Origin of the sequence: Janibacter corallicola NBRC 107790 (genome assembly GCF_001570965.1) — a bacterium.
In the GTDB taxonomy this organism is placed as follows: domain Bacteria; phylum Actinomycetota; class Actinomycetes; order Actinomycetales; family Dermatophilaceae; genus Janibacter; species Janibacter corallicola.
Genome location: NZ_BCSR01000009.1, coordinates 73,075 through 94,510, shown reverse-complemented (window position 1 = coordinate 94,510; position 21,436 = coordinate 73,075). Strand labels below are relative to the sequence as shown.

The 21,436-nt window shown below is 71.0% G+C and carries 25 protein-coding genes; 11 read left to right on the top strand and 14 right to left on the bottom strand.

The features are described 5' to 3' along the window. Positions 1 to 19: 19 nt before the first annotated feature. A complete protein-coding gene (locus JCO01S_RS06020; RefSeq protein ID WP_245634343.1) occupies positions 20 to 1,066 on the top strand; it encodes a Gfo/Idh/MocA family protein in 1,047 nt (348 codons plus the stop codon). Here the strand turns inward: JCO01S_RS06020 and JCO01S_RS06015 are convergent. Continuing rightward, entirely contained in the window at positions 1,050 to 1,427 is a 378-nt protein-coding gene (locus JCO01S_RS06015; protein WP_068252276.1) for a sterol carrier family protein, read from the bottom strand. The genes JCO01S_RS06020 and JCO01S_RS06015 overlap by 17 nt on opposite strands. A 17-nt stretch (positions 1,428 to 1,444) precedes the next feature. Between JCO01S_RS06015 and JCO01S_RS06010 the strand changes: the two genes are divergently transcribed. The 5 genes from JCO01S_RS06010 (at position 1,445) to JCO01S_RS05990 (ending at position 5,521) form a co-directional block, all read left to right on the top strand. Further along, positions 1,445 to 2,266 (top strand): spermidine synthase, encoded by an 822-nt coding sequence (locus JCO01S_RS06010; protein ID WP_157074501.1) that lies wholly within the window; start codon positions 1,445 to 1,447, stop codon positions 2,264 to 2,266. Positions 2,267 to 2,448: 182 nt separating this feature from the next. Continuing rightward, entirely contained in the window at positions 2,449 to 3,123 is a 675-nt protein-coding gene (locus tag JCO01S_RS06005) for an ABC transporter substrate-binding protein (RefSeq protein ID WP_068252274.1), read from the top strand. A gap of 41 nt (positions 3,124 to 3,164) precedes the next feature. After that, the gene (locus JCO01S_RS06000) at positions 3,165 to 3,920 is read left to right on the top strand and encodes a basic amino acid ABC transporter substrate-binding protein (protein ID WP_245634342.1); all 756 of its coding nucleotides are present in this window, start codon (positions 3,165 to 3,167) and stop codon (positions 3,918 to 3,920) included. A 63-nt stretch (positions 3,921 to 3,983) separates the two neighbouring features. Next, positions 3,984 to 4,769 (top strand): amino acid ABC transporter permease, encoded by a 786-nt coding sequence (locus JCO01S_RS05995; RefSeq protein ID WP_068252269.1) that lies wholly within the window; start codon positions 3,984 to 3,986, stop codon positions 4,767 to 4,769. A gap of 5 nt (positions 4,770 to 4,774) precedes the next feature. Next, positions 4,775 to 5,521, top strand: a complete 747-nt coding sequence (locus JCO01S_RS05990) for an amino acid ABC transporter ATP-binding protein (RefSeq protein WP_174521065.1) — start codon at positions 4,775 to 4,777, stop codon at positions 5,519 to 5,521. A gap of 15 nt (positions 5,522 to 5,536) precedes the next feature. Here JCO01S_RS05990 and JCO01S_RS05985 read toward each other — a convergent pair whose 3' ends face one another. From JCO01S_RS05985 to purS, 4 genes are read right to left on the bottom strand one after another with little or no spacing between them, the layout of a single operon-like run. Then, positions 5,537 to 6,202: an HAD family hydrolase gene (locus JCO01S_RS05985; RefSeq protein ID WP_084342674.1), complete on the bottom strand. Its 666-nt coding sequence runs from the start codon at positions 6,200 to 6,202 to the stop codon at positions 5,537 to 5,539. Then, positions 6,202 to 8,481 (bottom strand): phosphoribosylformylglycinamidine synthase subunit PurL, encoded by a 2,280-nt coding sequence (purL, locus tag JCO01S_RS05980; protein ID WP_068252263.1) that lies wholly within the window; start codon positions 8,479 to 8,481, stop codon positions 6,202 to 6,204. Before purL ends, JCO01S_RS05985 begins: the two co-directional genes overlap by 1 nt. After that, complete coding sequence (purQ, locus tag JCO01S_RS05975) at positions 8,478 to 9,149, bottom strand: phosphoribosylformylglycinamidine synthase subunit PurQ (RefSeq protein ID WP_068252260.1); 672 nt, start codon at positions 9,147 to 9,149, stop codon at positions 8,478 to 8,480. The genes purL and purQ overlap by 4 nt, the downstream gene beginning before the upstream one ends. After that, on the bottom strand, positions 9,146 to 9,436 hold the full coding sequence (gene purS / locus JCO01S_RS05970; RefSeq protein WP_068252258.1) for a phosphoribosylformylglycinamidine synthase subunit PurS: 291 nt from the start codon (positions 9,434 to 9,436) through the stop codon (positions 9,146 to 9,148). Before purS ends, purQ begins: the two co-directional genes overlap by 4 nt. Before the next feature lie 167 nt (positions 9,437 to 9,603). Here purS and JCO01S_RS05965 point away from each other — a divergent pair, with 167 nt between their 5' ends. From JCO01S_RS05965 to JCO01S_RS16365, 3 genes are all read left to right on the top strand, one after another. Beyond that, positions 9,604 to 9,837 (top strand): hypothetical protein, encoded by a 234-nt coding sequence (locus JCO01S_RS05965; protein WP_157074500.1) that lies wholly within the window; start codon positions 9,604 to 9,606, stop codon positions 9,835 to 9,837. A gap of 13 nt (positions 9,838 to 9,850) precedes the next feature. Continuing rightward, positions 9,851 to 10,468 carry a hypothetical protein gene (locus JCO01S_RS05960; RefSeq protein ID WP_068252251.1) on the top strand — a complete coding sequence of 206 codons (618 nt, stop codon included), beginning with the start codon at positions 9,851 to 9,853 and terminating at the stop codon, positions 10,466 to 10,468. 257 nt (positions 10,469 to 10,725) lie between these two features. Further along, a complete protein-coding gene (locus JCO01S_RS16365; protein ID WP_281189179.1) occupies positions 10,726 to 10,854 on the top strand; it encodes a hypothetical protein in 129 nt (42 codons plus the stop codon). A 6-nt stretch (positions 10,855 to 10,860) separates the two neighbouring features. Here the strand turns inward: JCO01S_RS16365 and JCO01S_RS05955 are convergent, their stop codons facing one another. From JCO01S_RS05955 to soxR, 3 genes are all read right to left on the bottom strand, one after another. Beyond that, positions 10,861 to 11,397: a hypothetical protein gene (locus tag JCO01S_RS05955; RefSeq protein ID WP_068252245.1), complete on the bottom strand. Its 537-nt coding sequence runs from the start codon at positions 11,395 to 11,397 to the stop codon at positions 10,861 to 10,863. A 62-nt stretch (positions 11,398 to 11,459) separates the two neighbouring features. Next, positions 11,460 to 12,359: a phosphoribosylaminoimidazolesuccinocarboxamide synthase gene (locus tag JCO01S_RS05950; protein ID WP_068252242.1), complete on the bottom strand. Its 900-nt coding sequence runs from the start codon at positions 12,357 to 12,359 to the stop codon at positions 11,460 to 11,462. A 47-nt stretch (positions 12,360 to 12,406) separates the two neighbouring features. Then, a complete protein-coding gene (gene soxR, locus JCO01S_RS05945; RefSeq protein ID WP_068252237.1) occupies positions 12,407 to 12,865 on the bottom strand; it encodes a redox-sensitive transcriptional activator SoxR in 459 nt (152 codons plus the stop codon). Positions 12,866 to 12,920: 55 nt separating this feature from the next. Between soxR and JCO01S_RS05940 the strand changes: the two genes are divergently transcribed. Next, positions 12,921 to 13,166, top strand: a complete 246-nt coding sequence (locus JCO01S_RS05940; protein WP_068252234.1) for a WhiB family transcriptional regulator — start codon at positions 12,921 to 12,923, stop codon at positions 13,164 to 13,166. 24 nt (positions 13,167 to 13,190) lie between these two features. Here the strand turns inward: JCO01S_RS05940 and purD are convergent, their stop codons facing one another. Next, entirely contained in the window at positions 13,191 to 14,474 is a 1,284-nt protein-coding gene (purD, locus tag JCO01S_RS05935) for a phosphoribosylamine--glycine ligase (protein ID WP_068252229.1), read from the bottom strand. A gap of 390 nt (positions 14,475 to 14,864) precedes the next feature. Between purD and JCO01S_RS05930 the strand changes: the two genes are divergently transcribed. Further along, positions 14,865 to 17,060, top strand: coding sequence for a HelD family protein (locus JCO01S_RS05930; RefSeq protein WP_068252227.1), 2,196 nt, complete (start codon positions 14,865 to 14,867; stop codon positions 17,058 to 17,060). An 86-nt stretch (positions 17,061 to 17,146) separates the two neighbouring features. Here the strand turns inward: JCO01S_RS05930 and JCO01S_RS05925 are convergent, their stop codons facing one another. The 5 genes from JCO01S_RS05925 to fbaA all read right to left on the bottom strand — a co-directional run bounded on the left by JCO01S_RS05925 (position 17,147) and on the right by fbaA (position 21,304). After that, the gene (locus tag JCO01S_RS05925; RefSeq protein ID WP_068252225.1) at positions 17,147 to 17,326 is read right to left on the bottom strand and encodes a DUF5302 domain-containing protein; all 180 of its coding nucleotides are present in this window, start codon (positions 17,324 to 17,326) and stop codon (positions 17,147 to 17,149) included. A gap of 112 nt (positions 17,327 to 17,438) precedes the next feature. Continuing rightward, positions 17,439 to 18,728, bottom strand: a complete 1,290-nt coding sequence (locus JCO01S_RS05920; RefSeq protein ID WP_068252223.1) for an adenylosuccinate synthase — start codon at positions 18,726 to 18,728, stop codon at positions 17,439 to 17,441. Between the two features lie 88 nt (positions 18,729 to 18,816). Continuing rightward, positions 18,817 to 19,626 (bottom strand): helix-turn-helix domain-containing protein, encoded by an 810-nt coding sequence (locus tag JCO01S_RS05915; RefSeq protein ID WP_157074498.1) that lies wholly within the window; start codon positions 19,624 to 19,626, stop codon positions 18,817 to 18,819. 242 nt (positions 19,627 to 19,868) lie between these two features. Continuing rightward, positions 19,869 to 20,270, bottom strand: a complete 402-nt coding sequence (locus JCO01S_RS05910) for a DUF3151 domain-containing protein (RefSeq protein WP_068252217.1) — start codon at positions 20,268 to 20,270, stop codon at positions 19,869 to 19,871. Further along, on the bottom strand, positions 20,270 to 21,304 hold the full coding sequence (gene fbaA / locus JCO01S_RS05905) for a class II fructose-bisphosphate aldolase (RefSeq protein ID WP_068252213.1): 1,035 nt from the start codon (positions 21,302 to 21,304) through the stop codon (positions 20,270 to 20,272). The genes JCO01S_RS05910 and fbaA overlap by 1 nt, the downstream gene beginning before the upstream one ends. Positions 21,305 to 21,436: the final 132 nt, after the last annotated feature.

The window sequence follows — 21,436 nt, the reverse complement described above, 5'->3', positions numbered from 1 at the left end:
AGGCCCTTAGATTGGGGCCATGGCTGACCAGCGACCCCGTGCGGACGTCCCGGGGATGAAGCTCCCGCCCCCTCGGACTCCTGACCCGGCGACGGCGCCACCGCTGCGGTGGGGCCTGCTCGGCGCCGGATGGATCGCCGGCGAGATGGCCGATGCCCTCGAGGGGACCGCGCAGCAGGTCGTCGCGGTCGGGTCCCGGTCCCGGGAGCGCGCCGAGGACTTCGTGGCGCGGCACGCCCCCAACGCCTCAGCCCACGGGGACTACGCGGAGCTGGTCGCCGACCCCGAAGTGGACGTGGTGCACGTCGCCACCCCGCACAGCGAGCACCTGGAGCACGCGCTGCTGGCCATCCGCGCGGGCAAGCACGTGCTCGTCGAGAAGCCGCTCGCCCCCACCCCCGAAGAGGCGCAGCAGATCGCGGACGCCGCCCGCGAGGCCGGGGTCTTCTGCATGGAGGCGATGTGGACCCGCTTCCTGCCGCACGTCGACGTCCTGCGCCAGGTGCTCGAGGCCGGGCTGCTCGGTGGGGTGAGCACGGTCCTCGCGGACCACGGGCAGCTGCTCTGGCCGGACGGCCCGCAGCGGCTCGCCGACCCGGACCTCGCGGGCGGCGCAATGCTCGACCTGGGCATCTACCCGCTCTCCTTCGCCTCGCTCGTCCTCGGCGGCATCACCGCCGCGACCGGGCTGGGCACGCTCACCGACCGTGGGGTGGACCGGCGCATGGCCTACGCGGTGCAGGGGCCGGACGGCGGCGTTGGGGCGCTGTCGACGGACATGTCCGCGCTCACCCCGACGACCGCGTCCGTCAACGGCCCGTGGGCGCGGCTGGAGCTCGAGGCGGACTTCTACACGCCGACGACGATGCACCTGGTCGGCGCGGACGGCGTCGTGCTCGACACGATGACCGGTGACCCGATGGAGCTGCACCGCGGCCTGCGCCACGAGGCCACGGAGGTGGCCCTCCGGGTGACCGCCGGAGAGCTGGAGTCCCCCGTCATGCCCCTGGCAGAGTCAGTACGGATCGTGCAGCTGATGCAGGAGCTGGTCAGCTCGCTGCGGTGAGCGGCAGCCACGCCGAGAGGTCGGTGCGCTGACCGCTGACCCGGACGTCGCCGGACTCGACCGCGTCATCCCAGGTGGTCTCGCCGGTCGCCACCGCCAGCCAGGTCTGCGGGTCGGTCTCGATCACCGCCGGCGGGGTGCCGCGGGTGTGCACCGGGCCCTCCACGCACTGCACCGCGGCGAAGGGAGGCACCCTCACCTCGACGCTGCGCCCGGGAGCGGACTCCGCGAGCGCGGTCACCGTGTGCCGCACCGCCGTCGCCACCGTCGCGCGGTCCACGGCCGAGCGATCGGCGGCCTGCCGCCACGCGCGGACGGCGGAGCGCCCTTCGTCCTCGGGAATGCGTCGCCTGGCTGCCACGCGACTATCCTCCCACCGTGGCCGAGATCGACTTCGTGCCGGACGAGCACGGCGGGGTGACCGTGACCGTCGACGGGCACCCGCAGAGCCACGTCGACCTGCAGGACCCGGAGGGGCTGGTCTTCGAGTACGTGCAGCACATGGCCGCGGTCATCGACGCGAGCTTCCCCCGGCCGGACCCGATCGGGGCCACCCACGTCGGGGGCGCGGGCCTGACCCTCGCGCGGTGGGTGCACGCGACCCGGCCCGGTTCCCCGCAGATCGTCCTCGAACCCGACGAGCAGCTCACGGCGCAGGTCCGCGAGCGACTACCCCTCCCCCGCGGCAGCCGGATCCGGGTCCGCCCGCAGGCCGGCCGGGAGGGCGTCGCCGCGCTCAAGGACGCCTCCGCCGACGTCGTGCTGATCGACGCCTTCGCCGACGGGCGGGTTCCGGCGGAGCTGCAGACGAGCGAGTTCTTCAGCGACGTCGCCCGGGTGCTGCGGCCCGGCGGGCTGCTCGCCCTGAACTGCCCCGACGAGCCGGGGCTGCGGCACGTGGCGGACGTGGTGGCGACCCTTCGAGGCTCCTTCGTTGCACCTCAGGGACCGTCTCTTGCGCTCATCGCGATGCGGGACGTCGTCAAGGGGCGGCGCTACGGCAACACCGTCCTCGTGGCCTCGGACCGGCCACTCGACGTCGAGGAGATCCGGCGACAGGTGCTGCGGTGGCCTTTCCCCTCCGGGGTGCTCGCCGGGGCGACGTTGGAGCGGCGACTCGCCGGCGGCCGGCCACTGACCGACGCCGCCTCGTCCCCGTCGCCCGCGGCTCCCGATCCCGGACGTTGGCGCGCTCGCTGAGCCCAAACGAGACGTCTTCGTGATCTGGGGCGCGGGATCCGCTGATATCGTCACGCCGTCGGTGTTCGGAGGAAAGGAACCCCATGCGCTCCAGTGTCGTAGTCGCTGTACTGGCCGCCTCAGGCCTCGCCCTGACCGCCTGCGGAGGAGGCGGGGACTCCGAGAGTTCCGATGACTCCGGGATGAACCTGGCCACGCCGGGCACGCTCACCGTGTGCGCGGACGTGCCCTTCCCGCCCTTCGCCTTCGAGAAGAACGGCGAGTACACCGGCTTCGACATGGAGCTGACCAAGGAGATCGCCAAGGGGATCGGGCTGAAGCAGCAGGTCAAGGACATCGGCTTCGAGGGACTGCAGAGCGGCGCGGCCCTGAACGCCGGCACCTGCGACATCGGCGCCGCAGCCATGACGATCACCGACGAGCGGGAGAAGAACCTCGACTTCTCCGACCCGTACTACGACTCGCTGCAGTCCCTGCTGGTCCCGAAGAACGCGAAGTTCAAGCTCGAGGACGCCAAGGGCAAGACGATCGCGGCCAAGCAGGGCACCACCGGTGAGGCCTACGCGCAGAAGCACGCCCCGAAGAGCGCCGAGATCAAGTCCTTCCCCAGCAACTCCGAGCTCTACCCGGCGCTGGAGTCCGGTGCGGTCGACGCGGTCATGATGGACCTGCCCTCCAACATCGCGAACCAGGGCACGAAGTTCACCATCTCGGAGAAGTACGACACCGGTGAGCAGTACGGCATGCCGGTGAAGACGGGCAACAAGAAGCTCCTCAAGGCCGTCAACAAGCAGCTCAAGGAACTCAAGGACGACGGCACCTACGACAAGCTCTACGACAAGTACTTCAGCGAGTAAGGGCGGACAATTCAATGAGAGCGGCACTTCCCCTGGCCCTGGTGGCCGTCGCGTCCCTCGGCCTCACGGCCTGCGGCAGCAGCGAAGGGGGCGACGACTCGGGCATGAACCTCGCCTCCGCCGGCACCCTCACCGTCTGCTCGGACGTCCCCTACCCGCCCTTCGAGTTCGAGAAGGGTGGGGAGTACACCGGCTTCGACATGGACCTCATGCGTGAGATCGCGAAGGGCATGGACCTGAAGATGTCCGTCAAGGACGTCGGCTTCGACGGTCTGCAGAGCGGCGCGGCCCTGAACGCCGGCACCTGCGACATCGGGGCCAGCGCCATGACGATCACCAAGGAGCGGGCGAAGAACCTCAGCTTCTCCGACCCCTACTACGACTCGCTGCAGTCCCTGCTGGTCCCCAAGGACTCCGACATCAAGGACATCAAGGACCTCTCCGGCAAGACCGTCGGCGTCCAGCAGGGCACCACCGGTGAGAAGTACGCCAAGGACCACATCCCGGACGACGCCGAGATGAAGTCCTACCCCAGCGACGCCGAGCTCTTCCCGGCGCTGCAGTCCGGGGGCGTCGACGTCGTCCTGCAGGACCTGCCGGTCAACCTCGGGCACACCGAGGGCGGGAAGTTCACCATCGCCCAGGAGTACGACACGAGCGAGCAGTACGGCTTCGCCGTCAAGAAGTCCGGGAGCGAGAAGCTCCTGAAGTCCGTCAACAAGGAGCTCAAGAAGCTCCGCAAGGACGGCACCTACGACAAGCTCTACGACAAGTACTTCAGCGAGAACAAGAAGTAGCACCCCCACGAGCGTGGCCCGGACCCCGTCCGGGCCACGCTCACCCGTCGGAAGGCCCCGAACGTGAAACCCTCCACCCGCCGACGCCTCTTCCGGGGCACGCTCTACGCCATCTTCGTGGTGGCCGTGGTGGTCGTCCTCCTCGTCGCGGACTGGGGCGCGATCCACACGAACTTCTTCAACGCGGACGCGGCGAAGTCGACGCTGCCCGACGTCATCACCACCGCGGCGAAGAACACCGTCGTCTACACGGCGATCGCCTTCGCCGGCGGCCTGGTGCTCGGCCTGGTCCTCGCGCTGATGAAGCTCTCGCCGGTGGCCCCCTACCGCTGGGTCTCGACCGCCTACATCGAGCTCTTCCGCGGGCTGCCGGCCCTGCTCGTGATCTTCGGCTTCGCCTTCGCCGTGCCGATCGCCTTCAACTGGCGCCCACCGGGTGGCAGCGCCGGCGCGGGGCTGATCGCGCTGATCATCGTCTCCGCGGCCTACATCGCCGAGACGATCCGGGCCGGCATCCAGGCCGTGCCGAAGGGGCAGGTCGAGGCCTCCCGTTCCCTGGGCATGAGCCCGGGATGGACGATGGTCTCGGTGGTCCTGCCGCAGGCCTTCCGGATCATCACCCCGCCGCTGACCAACGAGCTGGTCATCATCATCAAGGACACCTCGCTGCTCTTCATCGCCGGCATGGCGCTCCCGGACCGGGAGCTGACCACCTTCGCCCGGGACGGCGTCTCCCAGCTGGCCAATGCGACGCCGTTGGTGATGGCGGCCCTGATGTACCTGGTCATCACGCTGCCGCTGACGCAGCTGGTGGCCTACATGGAACGACGCCAGTCGAGGGGACGGTGAGCACGGTGAGCACAGCCACGACGGAGCACGCCATCACGGTGCGGGAGCTGCACAAGTACTTCGGCAAGAACGAGGTCCTCAAGGGCATCGACTTCCACGTTGACCAGGGTGAGGTCGTCTGCGTGATCGGCCCCTCCGGCTCCGGCAAGTCGACCCTGCTGCGCTGCGTGAACCGGCTCGAGGAGCCCACGAGCGGGACGATCCTCGTCGAGGGGGTCGACATCACCGACCCGGAGACCGAGCTGGACCAGGTCCGCACCCGGATCGGCATCGTCTTCCAGCAGTTCAACCTCTTCCCGCACCTGACCGTGCTGCGCAACCTCACCCTGGCCCAGCAGCGGGTGAAGAAGCGCTCGAAGAGCGAGGCCGAGGAGATCGCCCGACGCAACCTGGAGAAGGTCGGCATGGGTGACCGCGAGAGTGCCTACCCGGGGCAGCTCTCCGGCGGTCAGCAGCAGCGCATCGCGATCGCCCGGGCCCTGTCGATGGACCCGGACATGATGCTCTTCGACGAGCCGACGTCCGCCCTGGACCCCGAGCTCGTCGGCGACGTGCTCGACGTCATGCGCACCCTGGCCAACGAGGGCATGACGATGATGGTCGTCACCCACGAGATGGGCTTCGCCCGTGAGGTCGGTGACCGGCTGGTCTTCATGGACGGCGGCGTCGTCGTCGAGCAGGGCGACCCGCGCGAGGTGCTCTCGAACCCGCAGGAGTCGCGCACCCGGGACTTCCTGTCCAAGGTGCTCTGACGGAGGGCGGGCCCCTCAGGTGCGGGTGAGCCGGGCGACGACCGACGGCAGGTCGACCATGTCCGTGATGACCGCGTCGGCCGCCTCCAGCCAGTCGGTCGGCGTGAGGTCGCTGTGGTACCCGACGACCCCCATGCCGGCAGCGCGGGCCGCGTCCACCCCCGCGCGGCTGTCCTCGACGACGAGGCACTGCTCCGGGGAGTACCCGAGGCGCTGCGCGGCCAGCAGGAAGACGTCGGGGGCGGGCTTGCCCCGGTCGACCTGCTCGGCGCTGAAGCGCACCTCCTCGGGGAAGAGGTCGACGAGCCCGGTGCGGTCCAGCTTGGTGCCGATGACCTGCCACAGCGAGCCGGAGGCGACCGCGATATCGTGCCCGAGGTCCTGGACGGCCAGCACCGCCTCCCGGGCTCCGGGGATCGGATCCAGCTCCTCGTGGCTGCGGGCGAACTCCCTTCGCCAGGTCCGCTCCCACTCCGGGTCCGGTATCGCCCCGGTGAGCTCGACGATCGTGGCCCGGCCGTCGGCATAGGCCCGGCCCACGAAGTGGTCGACGGCGTCCTGCTCGGTGAAGTCCACCCCGGCGTCACGCATCATCGCCGTCCACGTGCGCACGTTGAGGCGCTCGCTGTCGACGAGCACCCCGTCGCAGTCGAAGAGCACCAGCCGGCCGGAGGCTCCCATCAGCCGAAGTACCGCCGCATGGTGCCGCCGTGGGCCTCCCGCATGTCCGCCAGCTCGACCTCGAGGGCACCACCGACCCGCAACGCGGTGCCGTCGGTGCGGCCCAGCTTCGCCAGCGGCACGCCGTGGCTCTCCGCGACCCCGACCAACGTCGCCAGATCCTCGTCGTGGACGGTGACGACGGCGCGGGCGGTGGACTCGGAGTACAGCGCCGTGAAGAGGTCGACCCCGTCCCGGTCCAGCACCGGCTGCAGGTCGATCGCGGCACCCGTGCCGCCCTGGAGCACCGACTCGGCCAGCGCGATCGCCAGGCCACCGTCGGACAGGTCGTGGGAGCTGGTGAGCAGCCCGCGCCGGGCCGCCTCGACGAAGAACTCGGCGAGCGCCTTCTCCGCGGCCAGGTCGACCCGCGGCGGGGTGCCGCCGAGGTGGCCGTGCAGCGCGTGGGCCCACTCACCGCCGTCGAGCTCCTCCCGGGTCTCCCCGAGCAGGACGATCGTCTCGCCGGGGTGCTCGAAGCCGGAGGCGACCGATGCGGCGACGTCGTCGAGGACCCCGAGGACGCCGACGACGGGAGTCGGATGGATCGGGGTCTCCCCGGTCTGGTTGTAGAAGGAGACGTTGCCGCCCGTGACCGGGATGCCCAGCTCGAGACAGGCGTCGAAGAGCCCGGCGACGGCGCGCTCGAACTGCCACATGACGCCGGGGTCCTCCGGCGAGCCGAAGTTCAGGCAGTCGGTGACGGCCAGCGGCAGCGCCCCGGAGGTGGCGACGTTGCGGTAGGACTCGGCCAGGGCCAGCTGCGCTCCCACGTAGGGGTCGAGGGTGCCGAAGCGGCCGTTGCAGTCGGTCGCGATCGCGACACCGAGACCGGTCTCCTCGTCGATGCGCACGACGCCGGAGTCGTGGGGCATGGCGCGCCGGGTGTTGCCGCGCACGTAGCGGTCGTACTGGTCGGTGACCCAGGACTTGTCGCACAGGTTGGGCGAGGCGAGCAGGTCCAGCAGGGTCGTGCGCAGGTCCTGCGGCCGGGGCAGCCCGGCGGTGGTGTCGGCCTGCACGGCGTCGAGCCACTCCGGGCGGGCGTAGGGCCGCTCGTAGACGGGGCCGTCGTGGGCGACGGTGCCCGGCTCGACGTCGACGATGGTCTCGCCGTGCCAGGTGATGACGAGGTTGTCGCCGTCGGTGACCTCACCGAGCACGGCGGCCTCGACGTCCCAGCGGCCGGTGACCGCGAGGAAGTCCTCGAGCTTCTCGGGCGCGACGACGGCCATCATCCGCTCCTGGGACTCCGACATGAGGATCTCCTCGGGGGAGAGCGTGGAGTCGCGCAGCGGGACGCGGTCGAGCTCGACGTGCATGCCGCCGTCGCCGGCGGAGGCGAGCTCGGAGGTGGCGCAGGAGAGGCCACCGCCGCCGAGGTCCTGGATGCCCTCGACGACGCCGGCGCCGTAGAGGTCGAGGCAGCACTCGATGAGGACCTTCTCGGCGAAGGGGTCGCCGACCTGCACGGCGGGGCGCTTCGTCGGTCCCCCTTCGTCGAAGGTCTCGGAGGCGAGCACGGAGACGCCGCCGATGCCGTCGCCGCCGGTCTTGGCGCCGAAGAGGATCACCTTGTTGCCGGTGCCGGAGGCGTTGGCCAGGTGCAGGTCACCGTGGCGAAGGGAGCCGACGCACAGTGCGTTGACGAGCGGGTTGCCCTGGTAGCAGTCGTCGAAGACGACCTCGCCGCCGATGTTGGGCAGGCCGAGGGAGTTGCCGTAGCCGCCGATGCCCGAGACGACGCCGGGCAGCACGCGGGCGGTGTCCGGGTGGTCGATGGCACCGAAGCGGAGGGGGTCCATCACCGCGACCGGGCGGGCGCCCATCGCCATGATGTCGCGGACGATCCCGCCGATGCCGGTGGCCGCGCCCTGGTAGGGCTCGACGTAGCTGGGGTGGTTGTGGGACTCGACCTTGAAGGTCACCGCCCAGCCCTGGCCGATGTCGATGACACCGGCGTTCTCACCGATGCCGGCGAGGGTCTTGCCGAGCGGGGTCTCGCTCGGGAGGTCGCCGAAGCGCTTCAGGTGGACCTTGCTCGACTTGTAGGAGCAGTGCTCGGACCACATGACCGAGTACATCGCCAGCTCGGCGCTCGTGGGGCGCCGGCCGAGGATCTCGCGGATGCGCGCGTACTCGTCCTGCTTGAGGCCGAGGTCGGCCCAGGGCTGCTCGGTGTCGGGGGTGGACCCGGCGCGGGTGACGGTGTCCAGGGTGCTCACGGTCTGCTGGCTCATGCCGACACCACCTGCTCGAGGACGGAGGTGAAGACGGTCCGACCGTCCAGGCTCGGACCGAAGCCGTCCTCGACGGCGTGCTCGGGGTGGGGCATGAGGCCGACGACGTTGCCGCGCTCGTTGCGCACCCCGGCGATGTCGCGGGCGGAGCCGTTGGGGTTGGTGCCGACGTAGCGGAAGGCCACCTGCCCCTCCCCCTCGAGCCGGTCGAGGGTCTCGCGGTCGGCGACGAACTGGCCGTCCTGGTTCTTCAGCACCACGGTCATCTCCTGGCCGGCCGCGTAGCCGGAGGTCCACGCGCTGTCGGTGCTCTCGACGCGCAGGACCTGGTCGCGGCAGATGAAGCGGCGGTGGTCGTTCTGGATCATCGAGCCGGGCAGCAGGTGGGACTCGGTGAGGATCTGGAAGCCGTTGCAGATCCCGAGGACCGGCATGCCTTCCTTCGCGGCGGCGATGACCTCGTCCATGACCGGCGCGAAGCGGGCGATGGCCCCGGCGCGCAGGTAGTCGCCGTAGGAGAAGCCGCCGGGGATGACGACCGCGTCGACCCCGTGCAGGTCCGCGTCGCCGTGCCAGAGGCGCACGGCGTGGCCCCCGGAGAGGGTCACCGCGCGGCGGGCGTCGGCGTCGTCCAGGGTGCCGGGGAAGGTGACGACTCCGACCTTCATGCCCCGGCTCCGGTGATCGGGGCCTGCTCGGGCTCGTCGGTGGTCAGCTCGTACACGTCGACGACGTCCTCGATGACCGGGTTGGACAGCAGGGTCGCGGCGGCCTCGCGGGCCTTGGCGAGGTGGGCCTCGGTCACCTCACCGTCGACGGAGAGCACGAAACGCTTGCCCTGCCGTACGTCGGTGAACTGGTCGAACCCCAGCCGGGGCAGGGCCCCGCGGACCGCCTGGCCCTGGGGGTCGAGGATCTCGGGCTTGAGCATGACGTCGACGACGATGCGTCCCACGGGGTGTCTCCTGGGGGGCGAAGGGGGTGGTCCACCGGGGAGTCTAATTGGCCCCCGGACCTCCCCGCCCCCTGAGGGGCAAGGGGCGTCCCCGAGCTGCTGGCAACCCGCGCTCCTCCTCGCCCTCTCCGCGGGTGAGACCGACGATGACGAGCAGGCTGCCGGGCATGACCAACAGGGCCACCCCGACCGCATTGAGCGTTCGCCGGTTGCTGCAGGCGGCCACCCGATACCTCACCACCGGCGACGCCCACACCGCCATCTGGGCCACCGCAACCGGCGCCGCCCGAGACACCATCACCCAAGCCCGCACCGCGCTCGAACCCCTCGGAGACGACCTCGAAGATGACACCATCAACCTCATCAACGACGTCATCACCACAGAACGCCGCCACGCCTAACCCAGGAGAGGACATGCGACACACCCGCCCAGGCACCAGCCTCACCCTCACCCTGGCCAGCGCCCTCGCGCTCGCGGTGGCAGGGTGCTCCAGCGAAGGCACCGGCGGCCCCGACAGTTCCAGCAGCGACCCACCTTCCAGTAGCAGCACCTCCACGGACCTGCTCCAGGACGAGGACCACGCACTGGACCAAGCCAAGAAGGCCATCGACCACCTCAACAAGCACAACGTCAACAAGCCCCTGGACGAGGAGAAGGATGCCGACTGGGCCTCTCCGCAGTACGTGCACGACTACAACAAGGAATTGGAGTACTTCGAGGACAAGGACGTCACCCAGAAGGGCAAGATCAAGTCCACGTCAGTCCACCTCAAGAAGCTCGATCCGAAGGCGTCGGGAGGTCCGGACCTGACCGTTATCGACTGCTCCGTGTCGACAGTTCGGATGATCGCGCCGAACGGCAAGGACGTCACCGGCGACATCGAGACCGGGAAACCGGTCCCGAAGAAGCCGATCAAGTCCGCGAACCTGGTCAGCCTCACCTCCACCGACAAGGGTGAGACGTGGCAGATGACAGGGGTACAGCTACTGACCGGCAAGAGCGCGAAGGAGGCACCGTGCGACGTCTCCTGACCAGCGCCGCCGCGCTAGGCCTCGCGCTCACCTTGGGGCCAGCAGCTAGCGCATACGCAGCAAGCCCGTTGTCAAGCCACGTCAATACGTCCAAGAGAACTGTCGGCCTGACCTCCGACTACGAGGCATCGACCAGCGGTGGTGGGGGGGGATGAGGCGATGGGTGGTCATCGCCTGATGGCACGAGCACGAAGACGACGACCACGACGCGAGCCAGTGCAGCGCAAGCGACGTCATTCCTGGCCGTGCCGACGGGCGTGACGGACGGACTGCCCACTGGCGTCCAGCTGATCGGTCGCCGCTTCGACGACGAGCGGGTCCTCGACGTCGGCCAGGTCATCGAGGACGCCCGCGGCCACCTCACCCCCTTGGACCCGACCTGGTGACACCGATCACACCCGGCCGAAGGGCCGGCGGCCGTCAGGATCCCGCCAGTCGGAGGCGAGCGACTCCAGCTCCCGCCGCGCAACCGGGCTGCTCGCGAGCAGATCCGCCAGCCGGCGTCGACGCGTACCCATGAGCAGGCCGGGCACCAGGAGCGGCGACCCGATGAGCGCCGGCACGACCGCAAGCACCACGACGTCGCGGACGAGCGACTGGCCCATCGCCCCGGAGGCCACGCACGCGACGACCCAGGCGGCCGAGACCACGACGAACGACGACCACCCGCTGGCCGGGGTGTGCGGCAGCATCATCGGGTACAGATGGTTCGGGCTCGGCACGGGGTGGCGTCGCCACACCAGGGCACAGGCAGCCATGACGCCCCCGATCAGACACGCCGTGACCGCGAGCACGACACCGGCGGCGGTCGCGCCCACCCACACGGACGTGAGCCCGAGGACCAGGGCGGTCACGGCCCAGATGCCGGCACACACGAGGAACACGCGACGTCGCGCCACGCGGTGGGCGATGACCTGGACGGCCGTCACGGGCTCCCAGCGCGTCCCTGTCGCATCGTCAGCACGCCGCATCACCACACGGTCCCAGTCACTCAGCTGCGGAAGGTCCGCCCCGTCAGGCGCTCATAGGCCTCGACGTACTTCGCCCGGGTCGCCGCGACGACGTCCTCCGGCAGCGTTGGGGGCGCCTCACCGGAGTTCTTGTCCCACCCGGACGCGGGCGAGGTCAGCCACTCCCGGACGAACTGCTTGTCGAAGCTCGGCTGCGGGTGCCCCGGCTCCCACTGGTCGGCCGGCCAGAAGCGCGAGGAGTCCGGGGTGAGGAGCTCGTCGGCGAGGACGACCTCGTCCCCACGCATCCCGAACTCGACCTTCGTGTCGGCGAGGATGATCCCCCTTCGCTCGGCGATCTCGTTGCCGCGCTGCAGGATTCGCACGGTCAGGTCCCGCACCCGCGAGGCGAGGTCCGCGCCGATCTCGGCCACGACCCCTTCGTAGGGGATCGGCTCGTCGTGCTCGCCGACGGGCGCCTTCGTCGAGGGGGTGAAGATCGGCTCCGGCAGCCGCGATCCGTCGACGAGCCCGCCCGGCAGCTCGATGCCGCTGACGCTGCCGCTCGCCTGGTACTCATTGAGCCCGCCACCGGTGAGGTAGCCGCGCGCCACGCACTCGACGGGCAGCATCTCGAGACGCTCGACGAGCACCGCGCGCCCGGCGACGGCCGCCGGCACGTCGGTCGAGACGACGTGGTGCGGCACGAGATCGGCAACCTGCTCGAACCACCACAGCGAGAGCTGGGTCAGCACCGCACCCTTGTCCGGGATCGGGCTCTCGAGGACGTGGTCGTAGGCCGAGAGCCGGTCGCTCGCCACGAGCAGCAGCCGGTCCTCACGCGGCCGGCCGTCCCCACCGAGCGGCGCGTAGAGGTCACGCACCTTGCCGGAGTAGACGTGGGCGTAGCCGGGCAGCTCGAGGGGCACGTCACTGGTCATGGGGTCATCTTCTCAGGCCGGCCGGACGAGGTCCGCCGAAGGGAGGATCACTCCCCTTCGCGCAGCCCCGACGACCAGCGCCGGGCACCGGGGCCCTCCTGGCCGCGGACGTCGCCGGCGTTGTAGATCGGGCAGCTGCTCGTCGACAGGCAGCCGCAGCCGATGCACCCGCTCGTCGTGTCGCGAAGCTCGACGAGCGCGTCGATGCGCTCCTGCAGCGCGTCGTGCCACCGGCGGGACAGGCGTCGCCAGTCCCGGGCCGCCGGCGGCCGGTCGCGCGGCAGGGTCGCCAGGGCCTCGCCGATCTCCTCGAGCGACAGGCCGAATTGCTGCGCCGCCCGGACGAAGGCCACCCGCCGCAGGGTGTGCCGTGGGTACCGCCGCTGGTTGCCGGACGTGCGCGTGGAGTGGACCAGGCCCTTGGAATCGTAGAAGCGCAGTGTCGGCACGCTCACGCCAGCCCGTGCGGCGGTCTCACCGATGGTCAGCAGGTCGCGCTTGTCCATCGACCGACTCTACCGGCTTGACCTCAAGCGCGCTTGAGGTCAGAGGGTGGCGGCCATGACACCGACCCACCTGACACCCTGCCTCACGGGCGACCCGGAGACGTGGTTCGCCGAGAGCCCGGACGTGCTCGAGCACGCGAAGTCGCTCTGTGGCCCCTGCCCGCTCCGGGCGATGTGCCTGCAGGGGGCGCTGGAGCGCGGGGAGCCGTGGGGCGTCTGGGGCGGGGAACTCTTCGACCGCGGCCGCGTCATCACCCGCAAGCGCACGGTCGGCCGCCCGCGCAAGGACCGGGCCGCCTGAGCAGTCGCCGGGACCCGGCGCAGGTCACGCCCGGATCTCACCGCGCGATGCGCGCAGGGCGATGTCGCTGCGGTGGTGCCCCCCATCCAGCTCGATCGCCTCGACGCCCTCGTACGCGCGCTCCCGTGCCTGCGTCAGGTCCTCCCCGAGCCCGACGACGGAGAGCACCCGCCCGCCGGAGGAGACCAGCTGCCCCTCCTCGAGCGCGGTCCCGGCGTGCAGGACGTGCACGTGCTCGGCGAGCGGTCCGGCGGTCAGCTCCTCGAGGCCGTCGATGGGGTCCCCCTTGCGCGGCGATGCGGGGTAGCCGGCGGCCGCCTCGACGATCGTCACCGCCGCCTCCGGACGCCACCGCAGCGGGTCGTGGTCGGCCAGCCCACCGTCGGCGGCGGCCCCGAGCAGCACCGCGAGCGGCGACTCGAGCCGGGCGAGCACCGACTGGGTCTCCGGGTCCCCGAAGCGCACGTTGAACTCGATGACCCGCGGCCCGCGCGAGGTCAGCGCCAGCCCCACGTAGAGCACCCCGACGAAGGGGGTTCCCCGCCGCGCCATCTCATCGACCACCGGCTGCGCCACCCGGTCGACGACGTCGTCCACGAGCCCCTCGGGCGCCCAGGTGAGCGGGCTGTAGGCACCCATCCCACCGGTGTTCGGCCCCTCGTCGCCGTCGAAGACGCGCTTGAAGTCCTGGGCGAGGTCCAGCGGGACCACGGTGGTGCCGTCGCAGATGCAGAAGAGGCTCGCCTCCGGGCCGTCGAGGAACTCCTCGATCACCACTCGGGCGTCCTCCCCCTTCGCCAGGCAGACCAGGCCGTGCGCCACGGCCTCCTCGCGCTCCTCCGTGACGACGACTCCCTTCCCCGCGGCCAGCCCGTCGTCCTTGACGACGAAGGGGGGCCCGAAGGAGTCCAGCGCGTCCGCGAGCTGCTGCTCGTCCGTGCACACCCGGGCCATGCCGGTGGGCACCTCGGCCGCGGCCATGACCTCCTTCGCCCAGGCCTTGCTGCCCTCGAGCCGGGCGGCCGCGGCGCTCGGGCCGAAGCACCGGATGCCGCCCTCGCGCAGCGCGTCGGCGACCCCCGCGACGAGCGGGGCCTCCGGGCCGATGACGACGAGGCCGACGTCGTGGCGCCGGGCGAGCTCGAGCACGGCCTCCGGGTCGGCCGCATCGACCGGCTCGTTGAGGGCGATCGCGTCCGTGCCGGGGTTGCCCGGCGCCGCGATGACCGCGCTGACGGTGGGGTCGTGGGTGAGGGCACGCGCGAGGGCGTGCTCGCGGGCGCCGGAGCCGATGACGAGGACCTTCACGGGAGGCGAGCCTATCCTTCGAGGCTCCCCTGCTGCGCACGCTCGCACCGCCCACGCCGAGCGTGGGACCCGAGGAACCGGCCCGAGACAGAGGTGGGGCGCAGCTCAGCGGCAAGCAGGGGGGGGAATTTGCCGCGAGCTGCGCCCCTAGGTCGCGGGTCCAGACATCAGGGGGGACACCGACCGCACGACCATCGGCCTTGGCCGATGTCTCGATAGTGACACTTGGATGAAGGTGAAATCAAGATGAAGCCGTCAGGGATTTCCCTCTTCTGCGGCAGCGCTCGGTCAGGAGGGTCAGGTGTCCATCACGGGACGGGTGCCCGGGGGTGCGTCGCTGGCCCTAGACTCGTACGTTCCGCCCACACCGAAGGGAGCGGCAGGAGACCTGTGACCGACGCGCCCACCGACACCGTCGCCGCCGAGATCGCCACCGAGCAGCAGCACCTGGACCGGGTCCACCACGAGCTGGCGAAGGCCGGCCGCCGGGCCGGCCTCGTCGCGACCGACGGCATGTCCCGGGGACGGACCGACCGCACCGGCGACGTCCGGGACGAGGAGATGGCCGGGCTCTTCGAGCGCGACGCCCTCGTCCACCACGCCGCCCGCCGGCTGGCCCACCTGGAGACGCAGTACGAGGGGCTCGTCTTCGGGCGCCTCGACCTCGAGCCGGACGCCGACGACGAGCGTGAGGTGCGCTACATCGGCCGGCTCGGCGTGCGCGACGACGACTACGAACCCCTCGTCATCGACTGGCGGGCACCGGCGGCCGCGGCCTTCTACCAGGCCACCCCCGGCGACCCGAAGGGGGTGATCCGCCGCCGTGTCCTGCGCAGCCGCGGCGAGACGGTGATCGGCGTGGAGGACGACCTCATGGTCCCCGAGGCCCCCGCGGACATGGTCGTCGTCGGCGACGGGGCACTGCTGGCCGCACTCACCCGCAGCCGGGGTCAGCAGATGCGCGACATCGTCGCGACGATCCAGGCGGACCAGGACGAGGCCATCCGGGCCACCGACCGGGGCGTCACCGAGATCACCGGCGGTCCCGGCACCGGCAAGACCGTGGTCGCGCTGCACCGGGCCGCCTACCTGCTCTACGCCAACCGGCGTCGGTACGAGTCCGGCGGCATCCTCGTCATCGGCCCGTCGACGGCCTACACCGCCTACATCGAGCGGGTGCTGCCCTCCCTCGGCGAGGAGTCGGTGACGCTGCGCTCCCTCGGTGACGTCGTCGACGTCATCACCGCGGTGCGCCACGACCCGCCCGAGACGGCGGCGATCAAGGGCTCGCTCGCCATGCGCACGGTCCTCTCCCGCCTGGCCGCCCGGCCGGCACCGGACGCGCCGACGAGCATGCGGGCCATCGTCGCCGGCTCCCCCATCCACCTCGACGAGGCCGCCCTGGGCCGGATCCGGCGGCAGGCGCTGCGGGACCGCAGCCGCAACCAGGCCGCCCGCGCGGTCCGCGACCTGCTCGCCGAGGCCGCCTGGCGCCAGGTGGCCGAGGGCGAGAAGGAGGAGTTCCTCGAGGCCTTCGAGGACTCCCTCGCCGTGGATCAGTTCATGGCCGAGTGGTGGCCCCAGGTGGACCCGCGCGAGGCGCTGCTGTGGCTCGAGGACACCGAGCTGGCCTACGAGGTGGCCCACTCCGTGCTCAGCCAGGGCGATGCCGCGGACCTGGCGCACTCGATCCGCGAGGCGCTGGCGCTCGGCACCTGGTCGGTCTCGGACGTCGCGCTCATCGACGACCTGTCGGTGCGCATCGGGCGCGTCGAGGAGGATGAGCCGGAGGAGCGCTCCTTCTTCGAGATCGAGGAGCTCGACGGCGTCGAGGAGCTGCGCGCGATGGGCTCGGCGATCCGCGAGCCGGAGGTCCGCACCCACCTGACCCCCACCGACGCCCGCGAGCGCCTGCTGGACGGGCACGTCGGCTCGCCCGAGGACTACGCCCACGTGCTCGTCGACGAGGCCCAGGACCTGTCCCCGATGCAGTGGCGGATGATCGGCCGCCGGGGCCGGCGCGCCTCGTGGACGGTCGTCGGCGACGTGGCCCAGGCATCCTGGCCCGATGCCGACGAGGCAGTGCGCGCCCGCGATGAGGCCTACGGCAGCCAGGCGCGCCAGGCCTTCCACATGCGCACGAACTACCGCAACGCCCGCGAGATCTTCGACTACGCGCGCGACGTGATCCTGCCCGTCGTCCCCGGAGCGGACATCCCCGAGGCGGTGCGCGAGACGGGTGTGGACCCGCTCGAGGTGACCTTCGGCGATGCCCTGGACACCTCCCGACCGCCGGTCGGCACGGTTGCCGCAGAGGCCCTCGCCGACCTCGCGGCGGAGGTCGACGGCTCGATCGCGGTCATCGCCCCGCAGCGCCATCGGGAGGCACTGCTGGAGCTGGACGGCAGCCACGACGGCCGGGTCGTACTCATCGACCCGCTCTCGACGAAGGGCCTGGAGTGGGACGGGACCCTCGTGGTCGACCCCGTCGCGATCACGAACGAGGCCCCCGGCGGCGCCCGGATCCTCTACGTCGTGCTCACCCGCGCCGCGCACCGGATGAGCGTGCTGCGACCGCTGGACTGACAAGAAGAGGGCCCGGAACGGCCCCTGAGGAGGTCGCGCAGCGACCGTCTCGAAGGGCGTTCCGGGCCCCCTTCGTGGAGCGTCGGTCAGCCGCTCTTGCGGCGGAACATCTGCTGGGCGCCACTGGTCTCGGCGCGGTGCGCGCCGTCGACCTTGCCGTGGGCGCCGTCAGGCGAGACATCTGCCCCGCCGTGCGACTGCTTCTTCTCCAGCGCCTCCCGGAACTTCGCCTTCACGTCCTCGGGTGCGCTCTCGCGGTCGCTCATCCGAATCTCCCTTCGTCGCCGTCCGGGACCGCAGCTGCGGCACCTCTGGCCCCACCCTTCCAGCGCGAAGGGGGCCCGGCAACGGAATTACGCCCCGCCCGGAGCGCCGGTGTCAGGAGTCGAGCAGCGGGTGGCGCTGGATGATCTCGTCGCGCCCCGGACCGACGCCGATGGCCGAGATCCGCGCGCCGATGAGTTCCTCGACACGCAGCACGTATGCCTGCGCGGCCTCCGGCAGCTCCTCGAAGGTCCGGCAGGCGCTGATGTCCTCCCACCAGCCGTCCAGGTACTCGTAGATCGGCTGCGCGTGGTGCACGTCGGTCTGGTTGGCGGGCATCTGCTCGACCCGCTCGCCGTCGATGTCGTAGGCGACGCAGACCGGCACCCGCTCCAGGCCGGTGAGCACGTCGAGCTTGGTGACGACGAAGTCGGTGACTCCGTTGACCCGGGTGGCGTACCGGCCGACCACGGCGTCGAGCCAGCCGGTGCGGCGCGGCCGCCCGGTCGTCGTGCCGTACTCGTGCCCGGTCTTGCGCAGGAACTCGCCGTCGTCGTCGAAGAGCTCGGTCGGGAAGGGGCCCTCCCCCACGCGCGTGGAGTAGGCCTTGAGGATCGCGATGACCCGCGAGACGCGGGTCGGCGGGATCCCGGAGCCGGTGCAGGCACCGCCGGCGGTCGCCGAGGAGGAGGTGACGAAGGGGTAGGTGCCGTGATCGACGTCGAGCAGGGTCGCCTGGCCGGCCTCGAGGAGGACGTTGCAACCGGCGTCAAGGGCCTGCTCGAGCTCGAGGCTGGTGTCGGCGACCATCGGGCGCAGCCGGTCCGCGTAGGAGAGCAGCTCGGCCACGACCTCCTCCACGTCGGTGGCGCGGGTGTTGTAGACCTTGGCGAGCACCTGGTTCTTGAAGTCCAGGGCCGCCTCGACCTTCTGCCGCAGGATCCCCTCGTCGAAGAGGTCCTGGACGCGGATGCCGACCCGGTTCATCTTGTCGGCGTAGGTCGGGCCGATCCCCCGGCCGGTGGTGCCGATCTTCCGCTTGCCGAGGAAGCGTTCGGTGACCTTGTCCAGCGTCCGGTTGTAGGGCGGGATGAGGTGGGCGTTGGCGCTGATCCGCAGCTTGGAGGTGTCCATGCCGCGGGCCTGCAGCCCCTCGATCTCCTCGAAGAGCACCTCGAGGTCGACGACGACACCGTTGCCGATCACCGGGACGACGGTCGGGGTGAGGATCCCCGAGGGCAACAGGTGCAGGGCGTACTTCTCGCCGTCGATGACCACCGTGTGGCCGGCGTTGTTGCCCCCGTTGAACTTCACGACGTAGTCGACGTCGCTGCCCATCAGGTCGGTTGCCTTGCCCTTGCCCTCATCGCCCCACTGGGCGCCGATCAGCACGATCGCCGGCATGGCTCCTCCTCGCCCACGCAGTGGGCCCTTGACGCTCTCGGCAGGGCAGCAGCCGCGGCCCGGCCGCGGCTGCTCACCCGGGGGGAGTCTACCGAGGACTCTTCGCGAGCCGACCGTCGCGCTCGAGAGCCACTCCGAGCTGGAAGCGCGTGCTCACCCCGTAGCGGTCCATGAGGACCGCCACCCGCCGCCGGACCGTGCGCAGACCGATGCGCAACGTCCGGGCGATCAGCTCGTCCTTCGCGCCGAGGGTCAGCAGCCGGATGAGCGCCGCGTCGGTGTCCTCGTCGGGGGCCTCCACGTGCGGCGCCACCGACCACATCGACTCGAACCACGCCGCGAAGCATCCGACGAGCGCCGTGTTGCGGATGAGCACGTAGGGCCCCTCGGCGTTGCCCCACTCGGCGAGGGTGATCGCCGCCTCCTCCCCGAGGACGAGGAACTCGGTGCCCAGGTCGCGGGCCACCCGTTGCTGCTGCCCCGCGGCCCGGCGGGCGGCCAGGTCGGCCGCGGCGGCCTCATCGGCGAGCACCCTCGGGTGCACCAGGGTCCGCTGCTGCTGGCCGGCCAGCGCCCGGTCGCGCTCGTGGCGGGAGTTGGTCTCCTCGGCCCCCGCCCCGACCTCGATGACCGTCATCGCGTTGTCGACCCGCTCGACGCTCCCGGCGAGCCGGTCGATGATCGGGGCCGCGATCGCCTGGTCGAGCACCTGCACCCCGGGGTCGTCGCCGAGGTCGATGTTGTGCATCCGGGCACGCAGCGTGGTCAGCGCATCGCCGATGTCGATGAGCTTCTCCCGCGCCTCGTCGACCCGCTTGGCGTCCTCGGCGAGATAGGCCTCGAGCCGCCGGATCGGGTCCTCGGCGGAGGTGGGACGTACGGGCTCCACGGAAGTCATGCCGGCATCTTAGTGCCAGTGGCCACTTGCTGCCGATATTCGGGGTCGTCGTGCGGCAGAATGGAGGCACGCGAAGGCGCCGTCCACGGGTATCAGGGGACTTTGGGGTACGGCGCCTCGCGCACTCCTTCCGGACATCTGCGCGGGACACCGGAACGACGCGAAGGGCGTCACGACAACGGTCGTGGCGCCCTTCGAGTGTGCACCAGTCCCTGAGGAGCGAGCGTGCGAGCCTCGAAGGGTCAGCCCAGCAGCTCCCGGGCTCCCTCCGCCGAGGAGTCGACGAGGAGATTGCGGCAGCGCTCCTCCTCCGCGGTCTCCTCGATCTCGCCGGCGGCCTGGGACAGCGCCGCCAGGGCCCGCAGGAAGCCCCGGTTCGGCACGTGGCTCCACGGCACCGGGCCCTGGCCCTTCCACCCGGAGCCGCGCAGCGCGTCCAGGCCGCGGTGGTAGCCGGTACGGGCGTAGGCGTAGGCCTCGATGGACCGTCCGCCGTCGAGCGCGGCCTCCGCGAGGACCGCCCACGGCAGCGAGGAGGAGGGAAGGTCCGCCGCCACGCGGGCGGGGTCCTCGCCCCCTTCGATCCGGGCGGTCGCCGGGTCCTCGGGCAGCAGGGTCTCGGGGATGTGCAGCAGGTTCTCCATCAGGCCCTCACCGACGTCCCGGCCGAGCGGAGGTTCTCGCAGGCCTCGACGACACGGGCCGCCATCGCGGCCTCCGCCTCCTTGCCCCAGGAGCGGGGGTCGTACTGCTTCTTGTTGCCGACCTCGCCGTCGATCTTCAGCACGCCGGTGTAGTTCTCCAGCATCCAGCCGGCGACCGGGCGCGTGAAGGCGTACTGGGTGTCGGTGTCGACGTTCATCTTCACCACGCCGTAGTCGACCGCGTCGGAGATCTCCTGCGGGGTCGAGCCGGAGCCACCGTGGAAGACCAGGTCCAGCGGGCGCTCGCCGTGGTCGCTGCCGTGCTGCTGGACGACGGCGTCCTGGCACTGCTTGAGGATCTCCGGGCGCAGCTTGACGTTGCCCGGCTTGTAGACCCCGTGCACGTTGCCGAAGGTCAGCGCCGCCATGTAGCGGCCCTTCTCGCCGAGCCCGAGCGCCTTGACCATGTCGAGGGCGTCGCCGGGGGTCGTGTAGAGCTTGTCGTTGATGTCGTTCGCGACACCGTCCTCCTCGCCGCCGACGACGCCGATCTCGACCTCGAGGATGATGTCCGCGGCCGCCGCGAGCCCGAGCAGCTCCTCGGCGATCGCGAGGTTCTCGTGCAGCTCGACCGCAGAACCGTCCCACATGTGCGACTGGAAGATCGGCAGCCCCGTCTTGTCCCGACGCTCCTTGCTCGCCGCCAGCAGCGGACGGACGAAGCCGTCGAGCTTGTCCTTGGGGCAGTGGTCGGTGTGCAGGGCGATGTTGACGTCGTAGTTCTTCGCGACCTCCTCGGCGTAGGCCGCGAGCGCGAGCGACCCGGTGACCATGTCCTTGACCGTCGGGCCGGAGAGGTACTCGCTGCCGCCGGTGGAGACCTGCACGATCCCGTCGCTGCCGGCCTCGGCGAAGCCGCGGATCGCGGCGTTGAGCGTCTGACTGGAGGTGACGTTGATGGCGGGGTAGGCGAAGGACCCGGCCTTCGCCCGGTCGAGCATGTCGCGATAGACGTCCGGAGTGGCGATGGGCATGAACGGCCTCCTGGCGCGGTGTGCTGGTGGTCTTGGCTCGATCCTCGCAGATCGCGGGGCGGCTGCACCCACGGATCCGGAAGTTACGCGCGGGTACGACACCACGCTGGGTTGGTGCCGCCGAGGAGAGGC